The sequence below is a fragment of the Pseudomonas sp. CF161 genome, assembly GCF_000416215.1.
Taxonomy (GTDB): Bacteria; Pseudomonadota; Gammaproteobacteria; order Pseudomonadales; family Pseudomonadaceae; genus Aquipseudomonas.
Map to the genome: position 1 here is coordinate 16,646 of NZ_ATLP01000036.1, position 19,685 is coordinate 36,330.

At 60.2% G+C, this 19,685-nt stretch carries 17 protein-coding genes; 3 read left to right on the forward strand and 14 right to left on the reverse strand.

Annotation, left to right across the window (positions count from 1 at the left end; all coding sequences use genetic code 11):
• Window positions 1-12: 12 nt before the first annotated feature.
• Both dnaG and rpsU read right to left on the reverse strand, forming a co-directional pair.
• Window positions 13-1,980, reverse strand: a complete 1,968-nt coding sequence (gene dnaG, locus CF161_RS04885; protein ID WP_020295454.1) for a DNA primase — start codon at window positions 1,978-1,980, stop codon at window positions 13-15.
• A 487-nt stretch (window positions 1,981-2,467) separates the two neighbouring features.
• Window positions 2,468-2,683: a 30S ribosomal protein S21 gene (rpsU, locus tag CF161_RS32080; RefSeq protein ID WP_002551877.1), complete on the reverse strand. Its 216-nt coding sequence runs from the start codon at window positions 2,681-2,683 to the stop codon at window positions 2,468-2,470.
• Between the two features lie 200 nt (window positions 2,684-2,883).
• Between rpsU and tsaD the strand changes: the two genes are divergently transcribed.
• On the forward strand, window positions 2,884-3,909 hold the full coding sequence (gene tsaD, locus CF161_RS04895; RefSeq protein ID WP_020295455.1) for a tRNA (adenosine(37)-N6)-threonylcarbamoyltransferase complex transferase subunit TsaD: 1,026 nt from the start codon (window positions 2,884-2,886) through the stop codon (window positions 3,907-3,909).
• Window positions 3,910-3,961: 52 nt separating this feature from the next.
• Here tsaD and plsY read toward each other — a convergent pair whose 3' ends face one another.
• Window positions 3,962-4,531 carry a glycerol-3-phosphate 1-O-acyltransferase PlsY gene (plsY, locus tag CF161_RS04900; protein WP_020295456.1) on the reverse strand — a complete coding sequence of 190 codons (570 nt, stop codon included), beginning with the start codon at window positions 4,529-4,531 and terminating at the stop codon, window positions 3,962-3,964.
• 74 nt (window positions 4,532-4,605) lie between these two features.
• On the opposite strand from plsY, the gene folB reads away from it, so the two are divergent.
• Window positions 4,606-4,959, forward strand: a complete 354-nt coding sequence (gene folB / locus CF161_RS04905) for a dihydroneopterin aldolase (protein WP_020295457.1) — start codon at window positions 4,606-4,608, stop codon at window positions 4,957-4,959.
• A complete protein-coding gene (gene folK / locus CF161_RS04910) occupies window positions 4,950-5,465 on the forward strand; it encodes a 2-amino-4-hydroxy-6-hydroxymethyldihydropteridine diphosphokinase (RefSeq protein ID WP_020295458.1) in 516 nt (171 codons plus the stop codon). The genes folB and folK overlap by 10 nt, the downstream gene beginning before the upstream one ends.
• A 57-nt stretch (window positions 5,466-5,522) precedes the next feature.
• On the opposite strand, the gene CF161_RS04915 is transcribed toward folK, so the two are convergent.
• The 11 genes from CF161_RS04915 to CF161_RS04965 all read right to left on the reverse strand — a co-directional run bounded on the left by CF161_RS04915 (window position 5,523) and on the right by CF161_RS04965 (window position 19,607).
• On the reverse strand, window positions 5,523-6,752 hold the full coding sequence (locus CF161_RS04915) for a multifunctional CCA addition/repair protein (protein ID WP_020295459.1): 1,230 nt from the start codon (window positions 6,750-6,752) through the stop codon (window positions 5,523-5,525).
• Window positions 6,753-6,816: 64 nt separating this feature from the next.
• The gene (locus CF161_RS04920) at window positions 6,817-8,379 is read right to left on the reverse strand and encodes a SpoVR family protein (RefSeq protein WP_020295460.1); all 1,563 of its coding nucleotides are present in this window, start codon (window positions 8,377-8,379) and stop codon (window positions 6,817-6,819) included.
• Window positions 8,376-9,647 (reverse strand): YeaH/YhbH family protein, encoded by a 1,272-nt coding sequence (locus CF161_RS04925; protein WP_020295461.1) that lies wholly within the window; start codon window positions 9,645-9,647, stop codon window positions 8,376-8,378. The genes CF161_RS04920 and CF161_RS04925 overlap by 4 nt, the downstream gene beginning before the upstream one ends.
• Window positions 9,648-9,764: 117 nt before the next feature.
• Entirely contained in the window at window positions 9,765-11,687 is a 1,923-nt protein-coding gene (locus CF161_RS04930) for a PrkA family serine protein kinase (RefSeq protein ID WP_020295462.1), read from the reverse strand.
• A 297-nt stretch (window positions 11,688-11,984) separates the two neighbouring features.
• Entirely contained in the window at window positions 11,985-12,314 is a 330-nt protein-coding gene (gene glpE / locus CF161_RS04935) for a thiosulfate sulfurtransferase GlpE (RefSeq protein ID WP_020295463.1), read from the reverse strand.
• Window positions 12,315-12,347: 33 nt separating this feature from the next.
• Entirely contained in the window at window positions 12,348-13,232 is an 885-nt protein-coding gene (locus tag CF161_RS04940; protein ID WP_020295464.1) for a symmetrical bis(5'-nucleosyl)-tetraphosphatase, read from the reverse strand.
• A complete protein-coding gene (gene apaG, locus CF161_RS04945) occupies window positions 13,232-13,612 on the reverse strand; it encodes a Co2+/Mg2+ efflux protein ApaG (protein ID WP_020295465.1) in 381 nt (126 codons plus the stop codon). The genes CF161_RS04940 and apaG overlap by 1 nt, the downstream gene beginning before the upstream one ends.
• Before the next feature lie 122 nt (window positions 13,613-13,734).
• Entirely contained in the window at window positions 13,735-14,553 is an 819-nt protein-coding gene (rsmA, locus tag CF161_RS04950; RefSeq protein WP_020295466.1) for a 16S rRNA (adenine(1518)-N(6)/adenine(1519)-N(6))-dimethyltransferase RsmA, read from the reverse strand.
• Window positions 14,550-15,539, reverse strand: coding sequence for a 4-hydroxythreonine-4-phosphate dehydrogenase PdxA (pdxA, locus tag CF161_RS04955; RefSeq protein WP_020295467.1), 990 nt, complete (start codon window positions 15,537-15,539; stop codon window positions 14,550-14,552). The genes rsmA and pdxA overlap by 4 nt, the downstream gene beginning before the upstream one ends.
• Entirely contained in the window at window positions 15,536-16,852 is a 1,317-nt protein-coding gene (surA, locus tag CF161_RS04960; RefSeq protein WP_020295468.1) for a peptidylprolyl isomerase SurA, read from the reverse strand. Before surA ends, pdxA begins: the two co-directional genes overlap by 4 nt.
• Entirely contained in the window at window positions 16,833-19,607 is a 2,775-nt protein-coding gene (locus CF161_RS04965) for an LPS-assembly protein LptD (RefSeq protein ID WP_020295469.1), read from the reverse strand. The genes surA and CF161_RS04965 overlap by 20 nt, the downstream gene beginning before the upstream one ends.
• Window positions 19,608-19,685: the final 78 nt, after the last annotated feature.

Genomic DNA, 19,685 nt, shown 5'->3' on the forward strand with positions numbered 1-19,685 from the left:
TGAGCTATGACCTCACGCGCCAGTTGAGGTCGGGCTTGATGCGGGAACATTGCGTCTTAAAAGCTCAAGTAGTTGGACTTTCTCCTCGCCACTCAAGTCACTTTGACGCGATTTCCTTAGAAGTTGCTCTAAAACACGTTCGCGTTGACGAACCGATAAACTGTTAATGGTGTCGAAAAACTGTTGTTCAAGGTTATCGCCGTCAATCAGCCACTCCTTTTCTGCCAGCGCCTTGAGCAGGCGACCCTGTTCGGTGCCGTGCCAGCGCGCCATGAGTTGATGTATAGAGCGTAGCTTAGGATTTTTCTGTACGGCTTCGATCAGCGCCACCAACAACTGAGTATTGGTGTTGTTGTCATCGGCAAAATGTCCGGCATCTTCAACTTTTTCCGCCAGTTGCGGGTGATGCAACAGCGTACGCAGCGCCGAAAGGGTCGGTGGCTCGACTGCCGCCGGGATGCGCGGACCGCGAGGCTGGTCGCGATCGCCTTGGCGTTTGCCCTTGGCATTCTTGTCCCAGGGCTTGTTTTCCCACTTCTTGCCGCCACCACTCTTTTTCGGGGTCCACTCCTGCTGGGGCGCGTAGGCCTCCTGCGGTTCGTGGTAATCGGCGTAATCGGGCATGGCGTCGTAATTGATGCCGGCGTCGTAGGCAGGCGGCGCTTCTTGCGGCGCGCTATGTACCAATTGGCTCATGGCTTCGTTGTTGAGGCCGGTGATTTCGCTGAGGCGCTGGCGCATCAGGGTGCGCAGATTGGCCCCTGGAACCTTGTCGATCAACGGTGACGCCAGGGTGGCCAAATGGGCCTTGCCTTCAAGCGAGCGCGGATCGGCTTCATCGATCAACTGCTGGAAGAAATAATCGGCCAGCGGCTGGGCGTGCTGATTGATGCGGGCGCGGAAGGCATCCGTGCCCTCGGAACGCACCAGGGTGTCCGGATCTTCGCCTTCGGGCAGGAAAAGAAAGCGCGCGCGGCGCCCATCCTGTAGACACGGCAGCGCCGCTTCGAGTGCGCGCCAGGCGGCCTTGCGCCCGGCCTGGTCGCCGTCGAAGCAGAACAGAACGCTGGGCACCACGCGAAACAGGCGCTTGAGGTGTTCTTCGCTGGTGGCGGTGCCCAGGGTGGCAACGGCATTGCGCAACCCCTGCTGGGCCAGTGCGATCACGTCCATATAGCCCTCGACGACAATGATCTCGTCGAGGTTGCGGTTGTTCTTACGGGCTTCGAACAGGCCGTAGAGTTCCTGTCCCTTGTGGAAGACCGGGGTTTCTGGCGAGTTCAGGTACTTCGGTTTGTCATCGCCCAGCACCCGGCCGCCGAAGGCGATGATCCGGCCACGGCTGTCGCGGATCGGAAACATCACCCGATCGCGGAATCGGTCGTAGCGCTTGCCGGTTTCGGCATTTTCGATCAGCAGCCCGGCATCGATCATGGCCTTTTGCTGCAAGGTGTCGCTGCTCAGGTGCTTGAACAGGTTGTCCCAGCCGGGCGGGGCGAAACCCAGGCCAAAATCGCGGGCGATCTCGCCGGTCAGGCCGCGGCCTTTCAGGTAGTCGACGGCAGCTTTGCGCGCGGGGTGGCTCTTGAGTGCCTGACGATAAAAATCCGCGGCTGCGGTGAGCAGCGGGTACAGCGGCGAGTCAGTCGGTTGCCGCGGTTTGTGCGGCCGACCGCTTTCCTCGCGGGGGATTTCCATGCCGGCGGCTTTGGCCAGTTCTTCGACCGCCTGGGGAAAGTCCAGGTTGTCGTGGTCCATGATGAAGCCGAGGGCATTGCCGCCGGCGCCGCAGCCGAAGCAGTAGTAGAATTGCTTGTCGGGGCTGACGCTGAAGGACGGGGTTTTTTCTTTGTGGAACGGGCAACAGGCCGTGTAATTCTTGCCTGCTTTTTTCATTTGCACGCGCGAGCTGACAACATCGACGATGTCGGTGCGGTTCAGAAGGTCGTCAATAAAGCTCTGGGGAATTAGCCCGGCCATGGCGTTCTCGTCATCACTGCGCGAAAGCGTGAATTGAACCGGCGCGAAGGCGTCGAAACAGGGCCGTCATGAGGCGCAAACGCAGTGCGGCTCGACCATCTGTCGTCGGCTTGATCGCTGTCGGGAAGTGTATCTGCCGAAAGTTCACTGACGTTAGTTCCAATCAGTAATCGACTATTCGAAGATGTTGCTCTGAGTCCGACTGCGGCCCGTGGGAGGCCTCGGATAGCTCATAAGCGGGCGCTGGAGAAGGGCGCCTTGGGCTGATCGTCTGTAGGAAATCAGAAAAAGTGTGCTCGTCAGTAGCCTTGGAAGGCTCGTCAGAAGAGACGTGCACCGCTGGCAAGAAGCCAGGTCTGACGTGGTGAAGCAGGTTGTCTCGGTCGCATGGGCGGCTTTGACAGTGAAGCATCAAGCGATATCCGCAAATGCCATTAGCCCGGCTGAGGGCCGGGCTTGGCAGAAGCTTGCAGCGAACGTCTGTGTATTAGTACAGACGAACGGCGCGGCGCTGTTCGCGCTGAACTTTCTTGGCGTGACGCTTAACAGCGGCTGCTGCTTTACGCTTACGCTCAGAAGTCGGCTTCTCGTAAAATTCGCGGCTACGAACTTCAGCCAGAACACCGGCTTTTTCGCAGGAGCGCTTGAAACGACGCAGAGCTACGTCGAAGGGTTCGTTCTCTTTAACTTTGACGGCTGGCATCCAGAGCTACCTTCATTCATTACCGGGGTCAACGTTCTCGTCGCAAAAATCACGGCTGAGGTCGTCGGTTTTTAAGGGTTGCGGATGTTAACCCCTCATCGCTCGGAATGCAAAGCCTCTGATCGAAAACCGCTGGTCGGGCGCGGGAGTGGCGACTATTATGCGCGCCTTCGAATTTAGCCTCTACAAGGCGCAAACCCATGCTAGTACTGGGATTAGAAACCTCCTGCGACGAGACCGGCGTCGCGCTCTACGACAGTGAGCGCGGGCTTTTGGCCGATGCGCTGTTCAGTCAGATCGACCTGCATCGGGCCTACGGCGGCGTGGTGCCGGAGCTGGCTTCGCGCGATCACGTCAAGCGCATGCTGCCGTTGATTCGCCAGGTGTTGGCGGAAGCCGACTGCGTGCCGACCGAGATCGACGCCATTGCCTACACCGCCGGCCCGGGACTGGTCGGAGCCTTGCTGGTCGGGGCTTCCTGTGCTCAGGCGCTGGCGTTTGCCTGGGGCATTCCGGCCCTGGGTGTGCATCACATGGAAGGCCATTTACTGGCACCGATGCTGGAAGAACAACCGCCGGAGTTTCCGTTCGTCGCTTTGTTGGTTTCCGGTGGGCATACGCAGCTGGTTCGGGTCGATGGGATCGGTCAATACGAACTGCTGGGCGAGACCCTGGACGATGCTGCAGGCGAAGCGTTCGACAAGACGGCAAAGATGATGGGGCTCAATTATCCGGGTGGCCCGGAGATTGCGCGTCTGGCGAATCAGGGCGTGGTCGGACGCTTTGTCTTCCCGCGGCCGATGACCGATCGTCCGGGCCTGGAGTTCAGCTTCAGTGGCTTGAAAACCTCGGCGCTCAATACCTGGCAGCAACGCGTCAGTGCTGGGGACGACGGCGAGCAAACCCGTTGCGACATCGCGCTCGCGTTCCAGCAGGCGGTGGTGGAAACTTTGACCATCAAGTGCAAGCGTGCGTTGAAGCAGACTGGTTTCAAGCGCCTGGTGATCGCCGGCGGCGTGAGTGCCAACAAAGCCCTGCGTGAGTCGCTGGAAAAAATGCTCGGGGATATGAAGGGCCATGTGTATTACGCCCGCCCCGAGTTTTGCACCGATAACGGCGCGATGATCGCTTTTGCCGGCTGTCAGCGGTTGCAGGCCGGGCAGCAGGAAAGCCTGGCGATCAGCGTGCAGGCTCGCTGGCCCATGGAGCAACTGACGCCCTTGTAGGGCGTTAGGGGTGATGCCGGTCAGCGAACTTGAGCGGTTTTCACCGGATGATTCAGAAATGCCGTTCGCGCCCGGCAAACAGGTCGCGTAAATTGCCCCGGTGGCGCCAGACGATCAGCAGTGTGAGCACGCTCATCGGCAGCAGCGCTTCCGGTTCCTGCCAGGCCAGTAACGGCAAGGTCAGGGGCGTGGCGATCAGAGCGGCCAGCGAGCTGGTGCGGGTCAGGTAGAACGCCAGGGCCCACGCGGCCATGGCCAGCAGGGCGGCTGGCGGGTAAAGCCCGAGCAGCATGCCGGCGGCGGTGGCGACACCTTTGCCGCCACGGAAGCGAAAGTACAACGGGAACAAGTGGCCGAGAACGGCGCACAGGCCAATCCAGGCTTGTTGTTGCAGCGAAAGGCCTGCCACGGCGGCGATCAGGACGGGCACGAGCCCTTTGCACAGGTCGCCGAGCAAGGTCAGGACGGCGAGTTTCTTGCCGGCCAGACGCAGCATGTTGGTGGCACCGGCATTGCCCGAGCCACTCATTCGCGGATCGGGGTTGCCCGTCAGGCGGCTGAGCAAAATGGCGAAGGACAGAGAGCCGAGCAGGTAGGCGAGGATCGCCAGTAACCAAAACATGCTAACTATTCCGGGCGAGGACGCCCTGATTCTAACGGCGCATTGCGCCCTTGTCGTGCTGCGGAGAAGAGTGCTTGGACAGAGTGTTTATCGAAGGCCTGGAAGTCGACACCGTGATCGGTGCCTATGACTGGGAGCGCGGCATCCGTCAGTGCCTGCGTCTGGACCTGAGCTTTGCCTGGGATAACCGCCCGGCAGCCGCAGGTGACGACCTGACCCTCGCGCTCGATTACGCAAGCGTCTCGTCGCGCATTCAAGCCTTCGCCGAGCAGGCGCAGTTCCAGCTGGTCGAAACCTTTGCCGAGCGTCTGGCCGAGGTGTTGATGAGCGAGTTTCATATTCCTTGGCTGCGCCTCAAGCTGACCAAGCCCGGCGCAGTTCCCGCCGCCACCGGTGTTGGCGTGGAGATCGAGCGCGGATGTCGCTAACTCAGGTTTTTCTGGGGCTCGGCAGCAATATCGAGCGCGAAACCCATTTGCAGGCCGGGCTCGACGCTTTGGCCGCGTTTCTGCAGGACATGCGCTGCTCGGCGGTGTTCGAGAGCCAGCCGGTGGGGATCAAGAGTGGTCCGTTTTTCAACCTGGTGGTGTCGGCCTTCACGGATTTGCCGCTGAACGAGCTGGATCGCCGTTTGAAATTCATTGAGGCGGATAACGGCCGTTATGCTCCCGATCGCATAGGCCTGCCGCTGGATATAGACGTGCTGCTGTATGGCGATCTGGTCGGCAACTTCGATGGCCTGATCCTGCCCCGTGCAGAAATCCTGAAAAATGCCTTCGTACTCTGGCCGTTGTCGCTGATGGCGCCCGAGCGCCTGCATCCGGTTGCCGGGCAGAGCCTGGGCACGCTTTGGCGGGAGTCGCAGATCAATCAGGCCCTGGCGCCCGTGGCCTTTGAGTGGCGCGGTGTGCAACTGACGCCGCCAGGGCTCTGATCGCCTCTGGCTTGGCGGTGACGGACCTGCTGGCGGGCAGGTCTGCCAGCCCTGTGCTCAGGGCGCGTGTTGTTCCTTGTAGGCTTTCAGGGCTTTGAGGCGTTCCAGTCTCAGGGCTTCCCCCAGCTTCGGCCCCTTGAACCCTTGTTCCAGCAGCGGTTGTACCGCGACCGCGCGTGCGGCATTGGCGGCGCCGCGCAGGTAGTCGGCCTGCGGGTAGGTGCGTGATTCCAGGCCAAGACGCCCTCGGGCGTCCATTTCGCAGGCGGCGATAAACTCCTCGAAGCGCTGCGGGCGGCGGTAGATGTCGAAGCTTTGCAGCAGTTCCAGCAGGGTCGAGGCCCGCAGTTCAAGGGCGCGATGACCATGGGTGTGATATTGGCCGACCAATAGCGCCAGTTCCTGGCAGTCCCGGGGCACCTTGAAGCGCTCATTGATGGCCTTGATCGGCGCCAGCCCCTTTTGCTCATGGGCGATGTGCTGCGGCCACTCATCCTGTGCCGTCAATCCTTTGCCCAGGTCGTGCAACAGGCAGGCCCAGCGCACCGTCAGCGGCTGCTGATGCTGCGCGGCCTGTTGCAGCACGCTCAGTGTATGCACGCCGGTGTCGATTTCCGGGTGATGCGCTTCAGGCTGAGGAACGCCGAACAGGGTGTCGACCTCGGGCATCAGCACCTTGAGGGCGTCGCAATCGCGCAGCACCTGGATAAATACCTGAGGCTGGTTTTCCATCAGGGCGCGGGAGATCTCCTTCCAGCTGCGTTCAGCGGTCAGGGCTTGGAGCTCGCCTGAGGCGCTCAGTTGGCGCATCAGTTCCAGGGTCTCTGGCGCAACGGTGAAACCCAGGTCGGCGTAGCGCGCAGCGAAGCGGGCAACTCGCAATACCCTGAGGGGATCTTCGGCGAACGCGGAGGAAACATGACGCAACAGGCGGGCTTCCAGATCCTGTTGGCCATGATAGGGGTCGGTCAGCACGCCCTGGGCATCCTCTGCCATGGCGTTGATGGTCAGGTCGCGCCGAATCAGGTCTTCTTCGAGGGTGACTTCGGGGCTGGCATGAAAGGTAAAGCCGCCGTAGCCGCGGCCGCTTTTGCGCTCGGTGCGCGCCAGGGCATATTCTTCGCCGCTTTTAGGGTGCAGGAATACCGGAAAGTCAGCCCCGACCGGGCGAAAGCCCTGGGCCAGCATTTCTTCGGTTGTCGCGCCTACCACCACCCAGTCGATATCGGTGACCGGTTTGCCGAGCAGGCGATCGCGCACTGCGCCGCCGACCTTGTAAATCTGCATAAAAAACCTCCGTTAGCCCGACAGGATAACCCTTGCGTCGAACTTCCGGAGGTCTGATCTCGGCTTAAAGATGGATGACGGCCAAGTCCAAGCGGCCGTAGTCACCTTCGCTGTGCTCGCTCCTGGGCGGTACGTGGTGGGTTTTCATGACCTGGTCGCCCTGCAGGGTTTCCAGGTGAATGTCGAACCCCCAGAGACGGTGCAGATGCTTGAGCACCTCATCCGTGGAGTCGCCCAGCGGCTTGCGGTCATGTTGCTGGTGACGCAGGGTCAGCGAGCGGTCGCCGCGGCGGTCGATGCTCCAGATCTGCACGTTGGGCTCGCGATTACCCAGGTTGTATTGCGCGGCCAGGGTTTCGCGGATGGTCCGATAGCCCCCTTCATCGTGGATGGCCGGCACCAGCAGGTCATCCTTCTGGTCATCATCGAGGATGCTGAACAGTTTCAGGTCACGGATCACCTTCGGTGACAGGTACTGCAGGATAAAACTTTCGTCCTTGAAGCTGCTCATGGCGAACTTGATGCTCGACAGCCAATCGGTCCCGGCCAGGTCCGGGAACCAGTGACGGTCCTCGTCGGTGGGTTCCTCGCACATACGGCGAATATCGCGATACATAGCGAAGCCCAGGGCGTAGGGGTTGATGCCGCTGTAGTAGGGGCTGTCGAAGCCGGGCTGCATGACCACGCTGGTGTGCGAGGTCAGAAACTCCATCATGAAACCGTCGGTCACCAGGCCTTCGTCATACAGGTCGTTCATCAAGGTGTAGTGCCAGAAAGTCGCCCAGCCTTCGTTCATCACCTGGGTCTGGCGTTGCGGGTAGAAGTACTGGGCGATCTTGCGCACGATGCGCACGATTTCCCGCTGCCAAGGCTCCAGCAGTGGCGCATGTTTTTCGATGAAATAGAGGATGTTTTCCTGAGGTTCGGCGGGGAAGCGCGCATTGTCCTTGTCGCTGTATTTGTCCGCGCCTTTGGGAATGGTGCGCCACAGGTCGTTGATCTGCTTCTGCAGGTGTTCTTCACGGTCCTTCTGCCGCCGCCGTTCCTCTTCGGCAGAAATCGGGTACGGGCGTTTGTAGCGGTCGACGCCGTAATTCATCAGGGCGTGGCAGGAGTCCAGCAGGTCTTCCACTGCGTCGATGCCGTGCCGCTCCTCGCACTGCATGATGTACTGCTTGGCGAACACCAGGTAATCGATGATCGAACTGGCGTCGGTCCAGGTGCGGAACAGGTAGTTGCCCTTGAAAAAGCTGTTGTGGCCATAGCAGGCGTGCGCCACCACCAGGGCTTGCATGCAGATGGTGTTTTCTTCCATCAGGTAGGCGATGCAGGGGTCCGAGTTGATCACGATCTCGTAGGCCAGCCCCATCTGGCCGCGGCTGTAGGATTTTTCGGTGCTGAGGAAGTGTTTGCCGTAGGACCAATGGTGATAACCCAGGGGCATGCCGACCGACGCATAGGCGTCCATCATCTGCTCGGCGGTGATGACCTCGATCTGGTTGGGGTAGGTATCCAGGGCATAGCGGTCCGCGATACGGCTGATTTCGCGGTCGTAGGCCTGGATCAGCTCGAACGTCCATTCGGAGCCGGTAGAGATGGGCTGACGTTTCTGCTCTCTGGCGGTCATGTCACTAACCTGCGCTGGAAGAGTTCACGGAAGACCGGATAGATATCTCCGGCCGAGACCAATTGCTGCTGGGCGAAGGTGTCAGAAAAGGCGTCGGCGATTCGCTCGTATTCGAACCACAGGGCCTGGTGTTCACGTGGGGTTATTTCCACGTAGGTGTAGTACTGCACGAAGGGCATGATCTGATTGATCAGGATATCCCGGCAGATCGGTGAGTCATCGTTCCAGTTATCGCCGTCCGACGCCTGGGCTGCGTAGATGTTCCACTCGTTGCTCGGATAGCGCTCGGCCATGATCTCCTGCATCAGCTTCAGGGCGCTGGAAACGATAGTGCCGCCGGTTTCCCGGGAGTAGAAGAACTCCTCCTCGTCGACTTCCCTGGCGCTGGTGTGGTGACGAATGAACACGACGTCGATCTTGTCGTAGTTCCGCTTGAGGAACAGGTACAACAGGATGAAAAAGCGCTTGGCGATGTCCTTGGTCGCCTGGGTCATGGAGCCGGAGACGTCCATCAGGCAGAACATGACAGCCTTGGAACTGGGGTTGGGTTGCTTGACCAGCAGGTTGTACTTCAAGTCGAAGGTGTCGAGGAACGGTACGCGATGGATGCGCGCGCTGAGTTTCTCGATTTCCGCTTCCAGTTCCTGGATATCGCCGAAGTTGTCCGGCTCTTCCCGCTTTAGTCGGGCCAACTCCTCCTTTGCTTCCCGTAGCTTGGCGCGGCTGCTGCCGGACAGGGCGATGCGCCGTGCGTGGGCCGAGCGCAGGGTGCGGATGATGTTGATGCGCGACGGGTTGCCTTCGTTGCTGATGCCGGCGCGTACGGTCTTGAAGGTGTCAGTGCCGGTCAGGTTGCGTTTGACCAGGTTGGGCAGTTCCAGGTCCTCGAACATGAACTCGAGGAACTCCTCCTGGGTAATCTGGAACACGAACTCGTCCATGCCTTCGCCGGAGTTGCCGGCCTTGCCCGGACCTTTGCCGCCGCCGCCCCCTTGCGGGCGGGCGATATGCTCGCCGCTGGTGAATTCCTTGTTGCCGGGATGCACCACGGTCTGTTTGCCGCCGCGGCCATGGTGAAGCACCGGCTCGTCGATATCGCGACCGGGAATGCTGATTTGTTCGCCATGCTCCATGTCGGTAATGGAGCGGCGGCTGACGGCCTCTTCGACGGCCTTTTTGATGTGGTCACGGTAGCGCCGCAGGAAACGCTGGCGGTTTACCGTGCTCTTGTTCTTGCCATTGAGACGTCGGTCTATCACATAGCTCATGGTGGCCCTCCGGGCAGCTTCAAGTTGTGAGCTGCAAGCTGCAAGCAGAAGCGACTACCGGATGTCCGGTTCACACACTTCTTTCTTACAGCTTGTAGCTAGAAGCTTGCAGCTGCGTCACTGCGACTTCCGGACCCGTAGGTACCATTCGGAAAGAAGCCGTACCTGTTTGTCGGTGTAGCCGCGCTCGACCATGCGTGTGACGAAGTCGTTGTGTTTCTGCTGGTCCTCTTTGCTGGCCTTGGCGTTGAAACTGATGACCGGGAGCAGGTCTTCGGTGTTGGAGAACATTTTCTTCTCGATAACCACCCGCAGTTTTTCGTAGCTGAGCCAAGTCGGGTTTTTGCCATTGTTGTTGGCGCGGGCCCGCAGTACGAAGTTGACGATCTCGTTGCGGAAATCCTTCGGATTGCTGATGCCCGCCGGTTTTTCGATTTTTTCCAGTTCTTCGTTCAGTGCCACGCGATTGAGAATCTCGCCGGTTTCCGGGTCGCGATACTCTTGGTCCTGGATCCAGAAGTCGGCGTAGAGCACATAGCGGTCGAAGATGTTCTGTCCGTACTCGCTGTAGGACTCGAGGTAGGCGGTCTGGATTTCCTTGCCGATGAATTCGATGTAGCGCGGTGCCAGGTATTCCTTGAGGAAGCGCAGGTAGCGTTCCCGGGTTTCGGCCTGGAATTGCTCCTGTTCGATCTGCTGTTCCAGCACGTACAGCAGATGCACCGGGTTGGCGGCGATTTCATGGGGGTCGAAGTTGAACACCTTGGACAGGATCTTGAAGGCGAAGCGGGTCGAGAGCCCGTTCATCCCTTCATCCACCCCGGCGTTATCCCGGTATTCCTGGATCGACTTGGCCTTGGGATCGGTGTCCTTGAGGTTTTCCCCGTCGTAGACCCGCATTTTGGAGTAAATGTTGGAGTTTTCCGGCTCCTTGAGGCGCGAGAGCACGGTGAACTGCGCCAGCATCTTCAAGGTGTCGGGCGCGCAATGAGCCTTGGCCAGGGAGCTGTTGAACAGCAGTTTGTCGTAGATCTTGATTTCATCGCTGACCCGCAGGCAGTACGGCACCTTGACGATGTAGATCCGGTCGATGAAGGCTTCGTTGTTCTTGTTGTTGCGGAAGGTGTGCCACTCCGATTCGTTGGAGTGGGCCAGCAGGATCCCGGTGAACGGGATCGCTCCCAGGCCTTCGGTACTGTTGTAGTTGCCTTCCTGGGTGGCGGTCAGCAGTGGGTGCAGCACCTTGATCGGTGCCTTGAACATCTCCACGAACTCCATCAGGCCCTGGTTGGCCCGGCACAGGGCGCCAGAGTAGCTGTAGGCGTCGGCGTCGTTCTGGGGGAATTCTTCCAGCTTGCGGATATCGACCTTGCCCACCAGTGCCGAGATGTCCTGGTTGTTTTCATCACCGGGCTCGGTCTTGGCCACGGCGATCTGGTTGAGGATCGACGGATAGAGTTTGACCACCCGGAACTGGCTGATATCACCGCCGAACTCGGCGAGCCGCTTGGTGGCCCAGGGCGACATGATGGTGTTGAGGTAGCGCCGAGGAATGCCGAAGTCTTCTTCGAGGATGGCGCCGTCTTCAGTAGCGTTGAACAGCCCCAGGGGCGACTCGAAGACCGGTGAGCCCTTGATCGCGTAGAAGGGCACCTTCTCGATCAGTTGTTTGAGTTTTTCCGCCAGGGATGACTTGCCGCCGCCCACCGGGCCGAGGAGGTAGAGGATCTGTTTCTTCTCTTCCAGGCCCTGAGCGGCATGGCGGAAGTAGGAGACGATCTGATCGATGCATTCTTCCATTCCGTGGAAGTCTTCAAAGGCCGGATAGCGGCGGATCACCTTGTTGGAAAAGATCCTCGACAACCTCGAATTGGTCGACGTGTCGAGCAGTTCGGGCTCGCCAATGGCCAATAGCAGGCGCTCGGCGGCGGAGGCATAGGCGCTTCGGTCCTTTTTGCATAGCTCCAGGTATTCCTGCAGCGAGAACTCTTCCTGGCGTGTGGATTCGAAGCGTTGTTGGAAGTGGCTAAAAATACTCATGACGTCACCTCGCTCGATACGTGGAGCCGTCGCCGGATCAGTCAGTCAAGTGCTGGCATGCAACTGAAAGTCCAGTTGCTGTTTACCCCCCAGAACACTTTCAAAGCTATCTACCTTGAAAGCTAGTACCGATGACCCGTGCGCCGGTGTACCGGCTCTCCCCTGATTTGGATGGCCTGAGGCTAAGGATAGTTCGGAATCCGGGAGGTAAAGGCGAGATGAGTAATTAGTTGCGACTGACCGTTCGTCTGCCGCTGCCCAGCCCGCGTAGCACGCGGGCTAGAGCCTGGAAAAAAATTATTCGGCTTGGCCTTGGGCGGTTTCGGCCGGGTAGGTGGTGCGCCACAGCTCGAAGCCGCCGTCCAGGCTGTAGACGTCGGAGAAACCCTGGCTGACCAGGTAGGCCGCGGCGCTCTGGCTGGAGTTGCCGTGATAGCAGACCACGACCAGTGGGGCGTCGAGATCGGCGCCACGGATAAACTCACTGATGGAGTGGTTATCCAGGTGCTGTGAGCCACTGATGTGGCTCAGGGCGTAGGTCTGTGGATCGCGGATATCGACCACGACCGCGCCCTGTTCGCGCAGCGACTGGGCCTGATCGGGGGGGATGCGTTTGAATTCACTCATGGCGGGCTCCTGGGGCCTGAACAAAGGCGCGGTCTAGTGCTTGGCCGTGACCGGCTGTGGCGCTATCGGGTTGGGGGGTGAGGGCTGCTGGCTGGCATGGCCCTGGGTATCGCAGGCGCATTGCAGGCGGGCGCCGGTGTCGACATTGAGCAGTGTCATGGCGCCGCCCCAGACGCAGCCGGTGTCGAGGGCAAAGATGCCGGGCTCGTCGCATTTGCCTTCCAGGGCTGCCCAGTGTCCGAAAATGATTTTCGTGTCTTTGCTCTTGCGCTCTTTATAGCTGAACCAGGGGGCGTAGCCGGGAGGCGCGGTATCCACACCTTCCTTGCCTTTGAGGTCGAGCTTGCCCTCGCTGGTGCAGAAACGCATCCGGGTGAAGTAGTTGGTAATCACCCGCAGCCGGGTCACGCCGTGCAGGTCGCTGTCCCATTTCGCTGGCTCGTTGCCGTACATGCCATCCAGATAAGGCTGGAACAGGTTGTCGTCACGCAGTGCCTCTTCGACTTCTGCGGCGCACTTGAGGGCTTTCTTGATTGACCACTGTGGCGCAATGCCTGCGTGGACCAGGGCAATGTTGCGCTGTTCGTCGTAGTGCATCAGCTTTTGCTGGCGCAGCCACTGCATCAGCTCCGGGCAATCGGGGGCTTCGAGGATCGGACGCAGGGTGTCGGATTTTTTCAGGCGCTCGATATTGCGCCACGCCGCCAGTAAATGCAGGTCGTGATTGCCCAGTACACAGACCAGCGACTCACGCATGCCATACAGAAAGCGCAGGGTTTCCAGGGATTGCGGGCCACGGTTGACCAGGTCTCCCACCAGCCACAGGCGGTCCCGGGTTGGGTCGAAGGCCACCTGTTCAAGCAGGCATTTCAGCGGTTCGAGGCAGCCTTGCAGGTCGCCAACGGCGTAAGTCGCCATCAGTGCAAGGCTCCGGGCACCGCCAGGCGAAAGGGCGCGATGACAGCATCAAAGTGTTGCCCGTCGTCGGCGAGCATTTGATAGGTGCCCTGCATGGCGCCGACCCGGGTGGTCATCACCGTGCCACTGCTGTAGGTGTGGCTTTGGCCCGGGGCGATCAGCGGCTGCTGGCCGACGACGCCGGCGCCGCGAACTTCCTCGACATGGCCATCGCCATCAGTGATGACCCAGTGCCGCGAGAGCAGCTTGGCTGCCAGCAGCCCATGGTTCTCGACGGTGATGGTATAGGCGAAGGCAAAGCGATTTTGCTCGGGTTGGGATTGTTCTGCCAGAAAGCGGGTGACGACGCTGACGTCGACCTGATAGCGAGGATCGGACATGCAAGAGGCCTTAAAAGCAAGCGGGGCGCGGGACAAGACGGATGAGACTCAGTCTAGGCCAAGTATCGGGTAGTAAACCAGACATCGCGCCTGGCGTCCTACCCGATAACGCTCATGGCGTGTCAGCTGGCGCTTGGGTTATCCACAGGCTGCTCGCTGAGCTTGTCGGCCAGGCGCACGAACGCGGCCAGGTCGAGCTGCTCCGGACGCAGGCTGCCGTCGACGCCGGCGGCTTCGATTTCGGCGCTGGTCAGCAGGGCCTTGAGGGTGTTGCGCAAGGTTTTGCGGCGCTGGTTGAAGGCTTCGCGGACGATGCGCTCCAGCAGGCGGTGATCCTTGGCCGGGTGCGGTAGCACGGCGTGGGGCACCAGGCGCACGATCGCCGAGTCGACTTTCGGTGGCGGGTTGAACGCGCCCGGACCGACGTTGAACAGGTGCTCCACGCGGCAGTGGTACTGAACCATGATCGACAGCCGTCCCCAATCACCGCCACCCGGGCCGGCAGCGAGGCGCTCCACCACTTCTTTTTGCAGCATGAAGTGCATGTCGCGAATCAGGCTGGCGTTCTGCAGCAGGTGGAAGATCAGCGGGGTGGAGATGTTGTAGGGCAGGTTGCCGACTACCCGCAGGCTGTTGGGCTCGGCGCCCAGGGACTTGAAGTCGAACTTCAGCGCATCGCCCTGATGCAGGCTGAAATTGCTCTTGCCGGCGAATTGCTGGTTGAGGATCGGGATCAGGTCCTTGTCCAGTTCAACCACGTCCAGTTGCGCGCCGCTGTTGAGCAGGCCTTCGGTCAGTGCCCCTTGGCCCGGGCCGATTTCCAGCAGGCGGTCGTCGGGCTTGGCATGAATCGAACGCAGGATGCGATCGATGACGCCAGCGTCGTGCAGGAAGTTCTGGCCGAAACGCTTGCGCGCCCGGTGTTGGTAATGCTCGGTCATATACGGGTCTCGGCCATCTGGTAGGCGGTTTCCAGGGCGACCTGCAGGCTGCCGGTGTCGATCCTGCCGCTGCCGGCCAGGTCCAGGGCGGTGCCGTGGTCGACCGAGGTGCGGATGATCGGCAGGCCGAGGGTCACATTGACTGCCGCGCCGAAGCCTTTGTACTTCAGCACAGGCAGGCCCTGGTCGTGGTACATCGCCAGCACTGCGTCGCAATGCTCCAGATATTTGGGGGTAAACAGAGTGTCGGCGGGCAACGGACCACGCAGGTCCATGCCTTCGGTGCGCAAGCGCTCTAAGGTGGGTTCGATAATGTCTATTTCTTCATGGCCCAGATGCCCGCCTTCGCCGGCATGAGGGTTGAGCCCGCAGACAAGAATGCGTGGCTGGGCGATGCCAAACTTGTGGCGCAGGTCGGCATGCAGAATTCGGGTGACCCGTTCCAGGCGTTCGCTGGTGATGGCGTCGGCAATCTCGCGCAGCGGCAGATGGGTGGTCACCAGGGCTACGCGCAGGCCGTGGGTCGCAAGCATCATCACCACTTGTTCGGTGTGGGTCAGGTCGGCCAGAAACTCGGTATGCCCGGAAAACGCAATGCCGGAGTCGTTGATCACGCCTTTGTGTACGGGGGCGGTGATCATCCCGGCAAAATGCCCGTCCAGGCAGCCTTGGCCCGCGCGGGTCAGGGTCTCCAGGACGAACGCGGCGTTGGCCTGGTCCAGTTGGCCGGCAACCACCTTGTTTTGCAGTGGCGTGTCCCAGACATACAGGCTGTTGGCCGGAGCCGGGACGTCTGGCAGGTTCGCCAGGGTGACCGGCAACAGGTCGACAGCCACACCCAGCTGCGCGGCCCGCTCAAGGAGCAGGTCGCGGCTGGTAATGGCGATCAGGGGGTGCGGCTGGGGTTGCGAGGCGAGCAGCAGGCACAGGTCAGGACCAATGCCGGCCGGCTCGCCGGGTGTCACAGCGAAACGCTGGGGTTTCACTGTGCAGCCTGGTCGGCGCCAGGGAGTTTGATCTCGACGTAGGCTTCGTCACGGATCTGACGCAGCCAGGTCTGCAGCTCTTCGTCGTATTTGCGGTTACGCAGTACGGTCATCGCTTGCTGCTCACGGGCCTGGCTGGTGCTGTCGGTGGCGCGACGGCCAAGGACTTCCAGTACGTGCCAGCCATAGGGGCTCTTGAACGGCTTCGACAGCTGACCTTGTGGGGTCTTGGCCATCACTTCACGGAACTCTGGAACCAGGGCGTTCGGGTCGATCCAGTTCAGATCGCCACCGTTGAGTGCCGATCCCGGGTCTTCCGAATAGCTTTTTGCCAGTTCGGCGAAGTCTTCACCGGCTTCGATCCGCTCGTAGAGCTTCTGCGCCAGGCGCTTGGTCTCTTCTTCACTGCGAATTTCGCTTGGCTTGATCAGGATGTGGCGCACGTGCACTTCATCGCGCACCTGGTTGCCGCCACCGCGTTTTTCCAGGAGCTTCAGGATAATGAAGCCGCCAGGTGTGCGTGCGGGTTGGGTGATGTCGCCCACAGCCATGCTGCTCAGCTCACGGTCGAACGGAGGCGGCAGTTGCGCCGCCTTGCGCCAGCCCATGTCGCCGCCTTCCAGAGCGTTGTCGCTGCCGGATTTGGCAATTGCCAATTGGGCGAAGTCTGCGCCTTGCTTGAGTTGCTGATAAACATCCATCGCCTGGCGCGCAGCATTCTGAATGGCTTCAGAGTTGGCGCTTTCCGGGGTCGCAATCAGGATGTTGGCCAGGTGCAGCTCTTCGGAGAGTTGCATCTTGCCCAGGTCCGATGCCAGGAAGTTTTTCACTTCCTGTTCGGAAACCTGGATGCGCTCGGCTACCCGGCGTTGGCGAACACGGCTGATGATCATTTCGCGACGAACCTGGTCACGGGCGTCTTCATAAGACAAGCCATCGTGAGCCAGTGCGGCGCGGAACTGATCGATCGTCATGTTGTTGCGTTGGGCGATGGTGCCGATGGCCTGGTTCAGCTCTTCATCGGTAATGCGGATGCCCGAACGTTCGCCGATCTGCAGTTGCAGGTTTTCGACGATCAGGCGTTCCAGTACCTGTTGTTCCAATACGCTGGTCGGCGGCAGGCCGGCGCCACGCTTGGCGATGGTCTGCTGCACTTCATGAACCCGCTGGTCCAGCTGGCTTTGCATGACCACGTCGTTATCAACGATGGCCACGACCTTGTCGATGGATTGCACCGCGGCGTTGGCCGCGGTACCCAGGAACAGCGCGCCCAGCATCAGCGGGCGCAGACAATCAGAAAGCTTGGTCTTCACGTTCACGATAACCTTGGATGCCTTTGTCGAGGAAGCTCTCTACCTTGGTACCAGTCAGCCCGCCCAGCCCTTTGAGGACAATTTGCAGGAAGAGGCCGTGGTCGCCTTTTTCGTTGAGAGGAGCGATCTGCGTGTATTCGTCGTTGGAAACCCAGTAGCGATTGATCAGGCGCAGTTTCCAGCAGCAGTTGTCGTACTCGAAACCACCGAAGGCTTCCAGGGTACGGTTGCGGGCATAGTCGTACTGCCAGCGGCTGATGAGGTTCCACTGCGGGACGATCGGCCACATGACGGAGAAGTCATGTTGCTGGATCTTGTAGTAGTCCTTCACGAAGTTCTCTTCGCCCGGGGTACCGTAGTCGCCACCGAATTGCCATTTGCCGGTCAACTGGTTGTAAACCACCTGGTCGTTGCGATAGCGATAGCCGGCGTTGATGACCTTGTTCGGGTTGTCTTCGGGCTGGTAGTGGAACATCGCGCTGCCCGAGCGTGGGCTGTGGCTGTCCGGGTCCCAGTTGTAGTCGGCGGTTGCGCGCCAGTCGCGGTTGAAACGGAACTCGTAGTCCATGGCGATAGGCGACACATTGGACTGCGCGTCGGCGCGATCCTTGGCGACCACACCCGGCAATTGAACTTCGCGGTCCTTGAAGTACAGGGCCTGGCCGACGGATACCCGTTGACGTTGGAAGCCGTTTTCTTCGATCCAGCGGCTGGTCACGCCCAGCGACAGTTTGTTCTCGTCGCCGATGCGGTCGGAGCCGGCGAAACGGTTGTCACGAAACAGCGAGGCATAGTTGAAGCTGTATTCGCTGGTGTCGAACACCGGAATATCGTCCTGGTCCTTCTCGGGAACATAGAGATAGAACAGGCGTGGTTCCAGGGTCTGGTTGTAGGTCTTGCCGAACAACTGGGTGTTGCGATCGAAATAAAGGCCGCTGTCGACACTGGCGATCGGGATCGCACGGTCTTGGGAACTTTTGAATTTCTGGCCCGCGGTGGCCATTTGCGACTTGCCTGTGCCATCCAGGTCAAGGTCGTACTTGGTGTACTGGTACTTGAGCTTCGGCGTGACATAGCCGTAGGTCCAGTTCAGCGGCAGTTCGACGCTAGGAGACGCATTCAAACGCGTACCGTTGGCGCGAGTCAGGCCCGTGACATAGGTATCCAGGCGACGAGTGGAGAGGCCGCCTTCGTCGGTGAACATGCCATTTTGCAGGTCACGTTCAAACCGGACCGCTTCAGTTTCATAAGCGAAGTTCACCCCGCCTGGGTGGTAAGGCAATGCACCAGTGAAGGTGATTTGCGGCAGACGATTGTAAGGCGTGATCTGGGAAACGGTGGCCAGCTCATAAGCCTGGGCATTGACGCGCGCGGTGTAGTTATCGCCGCGGTAGGTCACTGCGCCCTGCTGATTCACGAAGCTTTGACTTTCGACGCCGATCTGGTCGGTCTGCAGATCCTGGAAGTAATACGGATCGCTGATCTTGGTGTAGTCGACCTCGGTCAGGACGCGAGAGTCCAGGCCACCCTTGTGCTGCCAGTTGAGCATGTAGCGCGTCTTCTCGTAATCGGACTGCTGGCTACGCTCGTTGTTGTCGTCGTTGAGGTAGGCACCACCGAACTGTCCTTCGCTGGACTTGGTCAGGTAGCGGAACTCGCCTTCCATCAACATGCCGCGCTTGCTCATGTAGCGCGGGTACAACGTGGCATCGTAGTTGGGTGCCAGGTTGAAGTAGTACGGCGTGACCAGGGTAAATCCGCTTTCACCGCCGCTGCTGAAGCTTGGCGGCAGGAAGCCGGACTGGCGACGGTCATCGATCGGGAAGTAAATGTACGGCGTGTACAGGACCGGGATGTCTCTGACGCGCAGGGTCACGTTGGTCGCGGTGCCGAAGCCGGTGGCCGGGTTCAAGGTGATGTTGTTGCCCTTGAGCTGCCAGGCGTTGCTGTTCGGCTCGCACGTCGTGTACGTACCATCCTTGAGGCGGATGATGGCGTTTTCCGCACGCTTGGCGTACAGCGCGTTACCGCGAACCCGCGATTTGTGCAGCACGTATTCGGCGTTGTCGACCTTGGCTTCACCGGTGTCGAGCTGGACTTCAGCGTGATCGCCGACCAGCAGCGCGCCGTTGTCGCGTACCCGAACGTTGCCGTTCAGTTCGCCACGGTTCTCGGCTTGATACAGGCTGGCTTCGTCAGCCTCGGCCTGCATGTTGCCCTGGCGCATGACCACGTCACCGGCGAGGGTGGCAACCTGCTCATCCTGCTGATAACGCGATGCCTTGGCGCCGATAAAGGTCGGGGCGTCACTTTTATTCGTCTTGTCATTCATGCCAGGACGAATTGGTTCGATATAGCTACCAGAGCAGTAAGGACCGGTCTCAGCCAATTGGGCAGGGGTCAGCTTCTCCCGCGGTACCCAGTCGAGGTGACTGTAGTCGGCGCTGCGAGCCTTGAGGCCACGGCCTTTGGCTTCGGTAACCAGCACCGGCTTGTCACCGGCTTCTGCGGTGGAGCCGCTGTCCGTCGGGGTCGGGCTGCTGGAGCTGACCGAGCTGGCGTCATGCACCGGCCGCGGCGGCAACTGGGCCGAGTTGGTTTTCGGCGCACAGTCCCAGGCACCGGAAGCAGAGACTGAGCAGTCATACTGTTCCGCGGCGACCACGAATGAAGTGGCTAGAGGTTGCAGGGCCAGCAAACTGCCGGTAACCAACAACGGAAATTTTTTACGAAACGCGGGGGATTTCAATGCCATCTTATTAGTCCGGGCTTCCTGCGTGCCATCTGCCCGCGGTGTGGGCCGCACGCCTCTCGATGGTCTGAAAAAGATGCT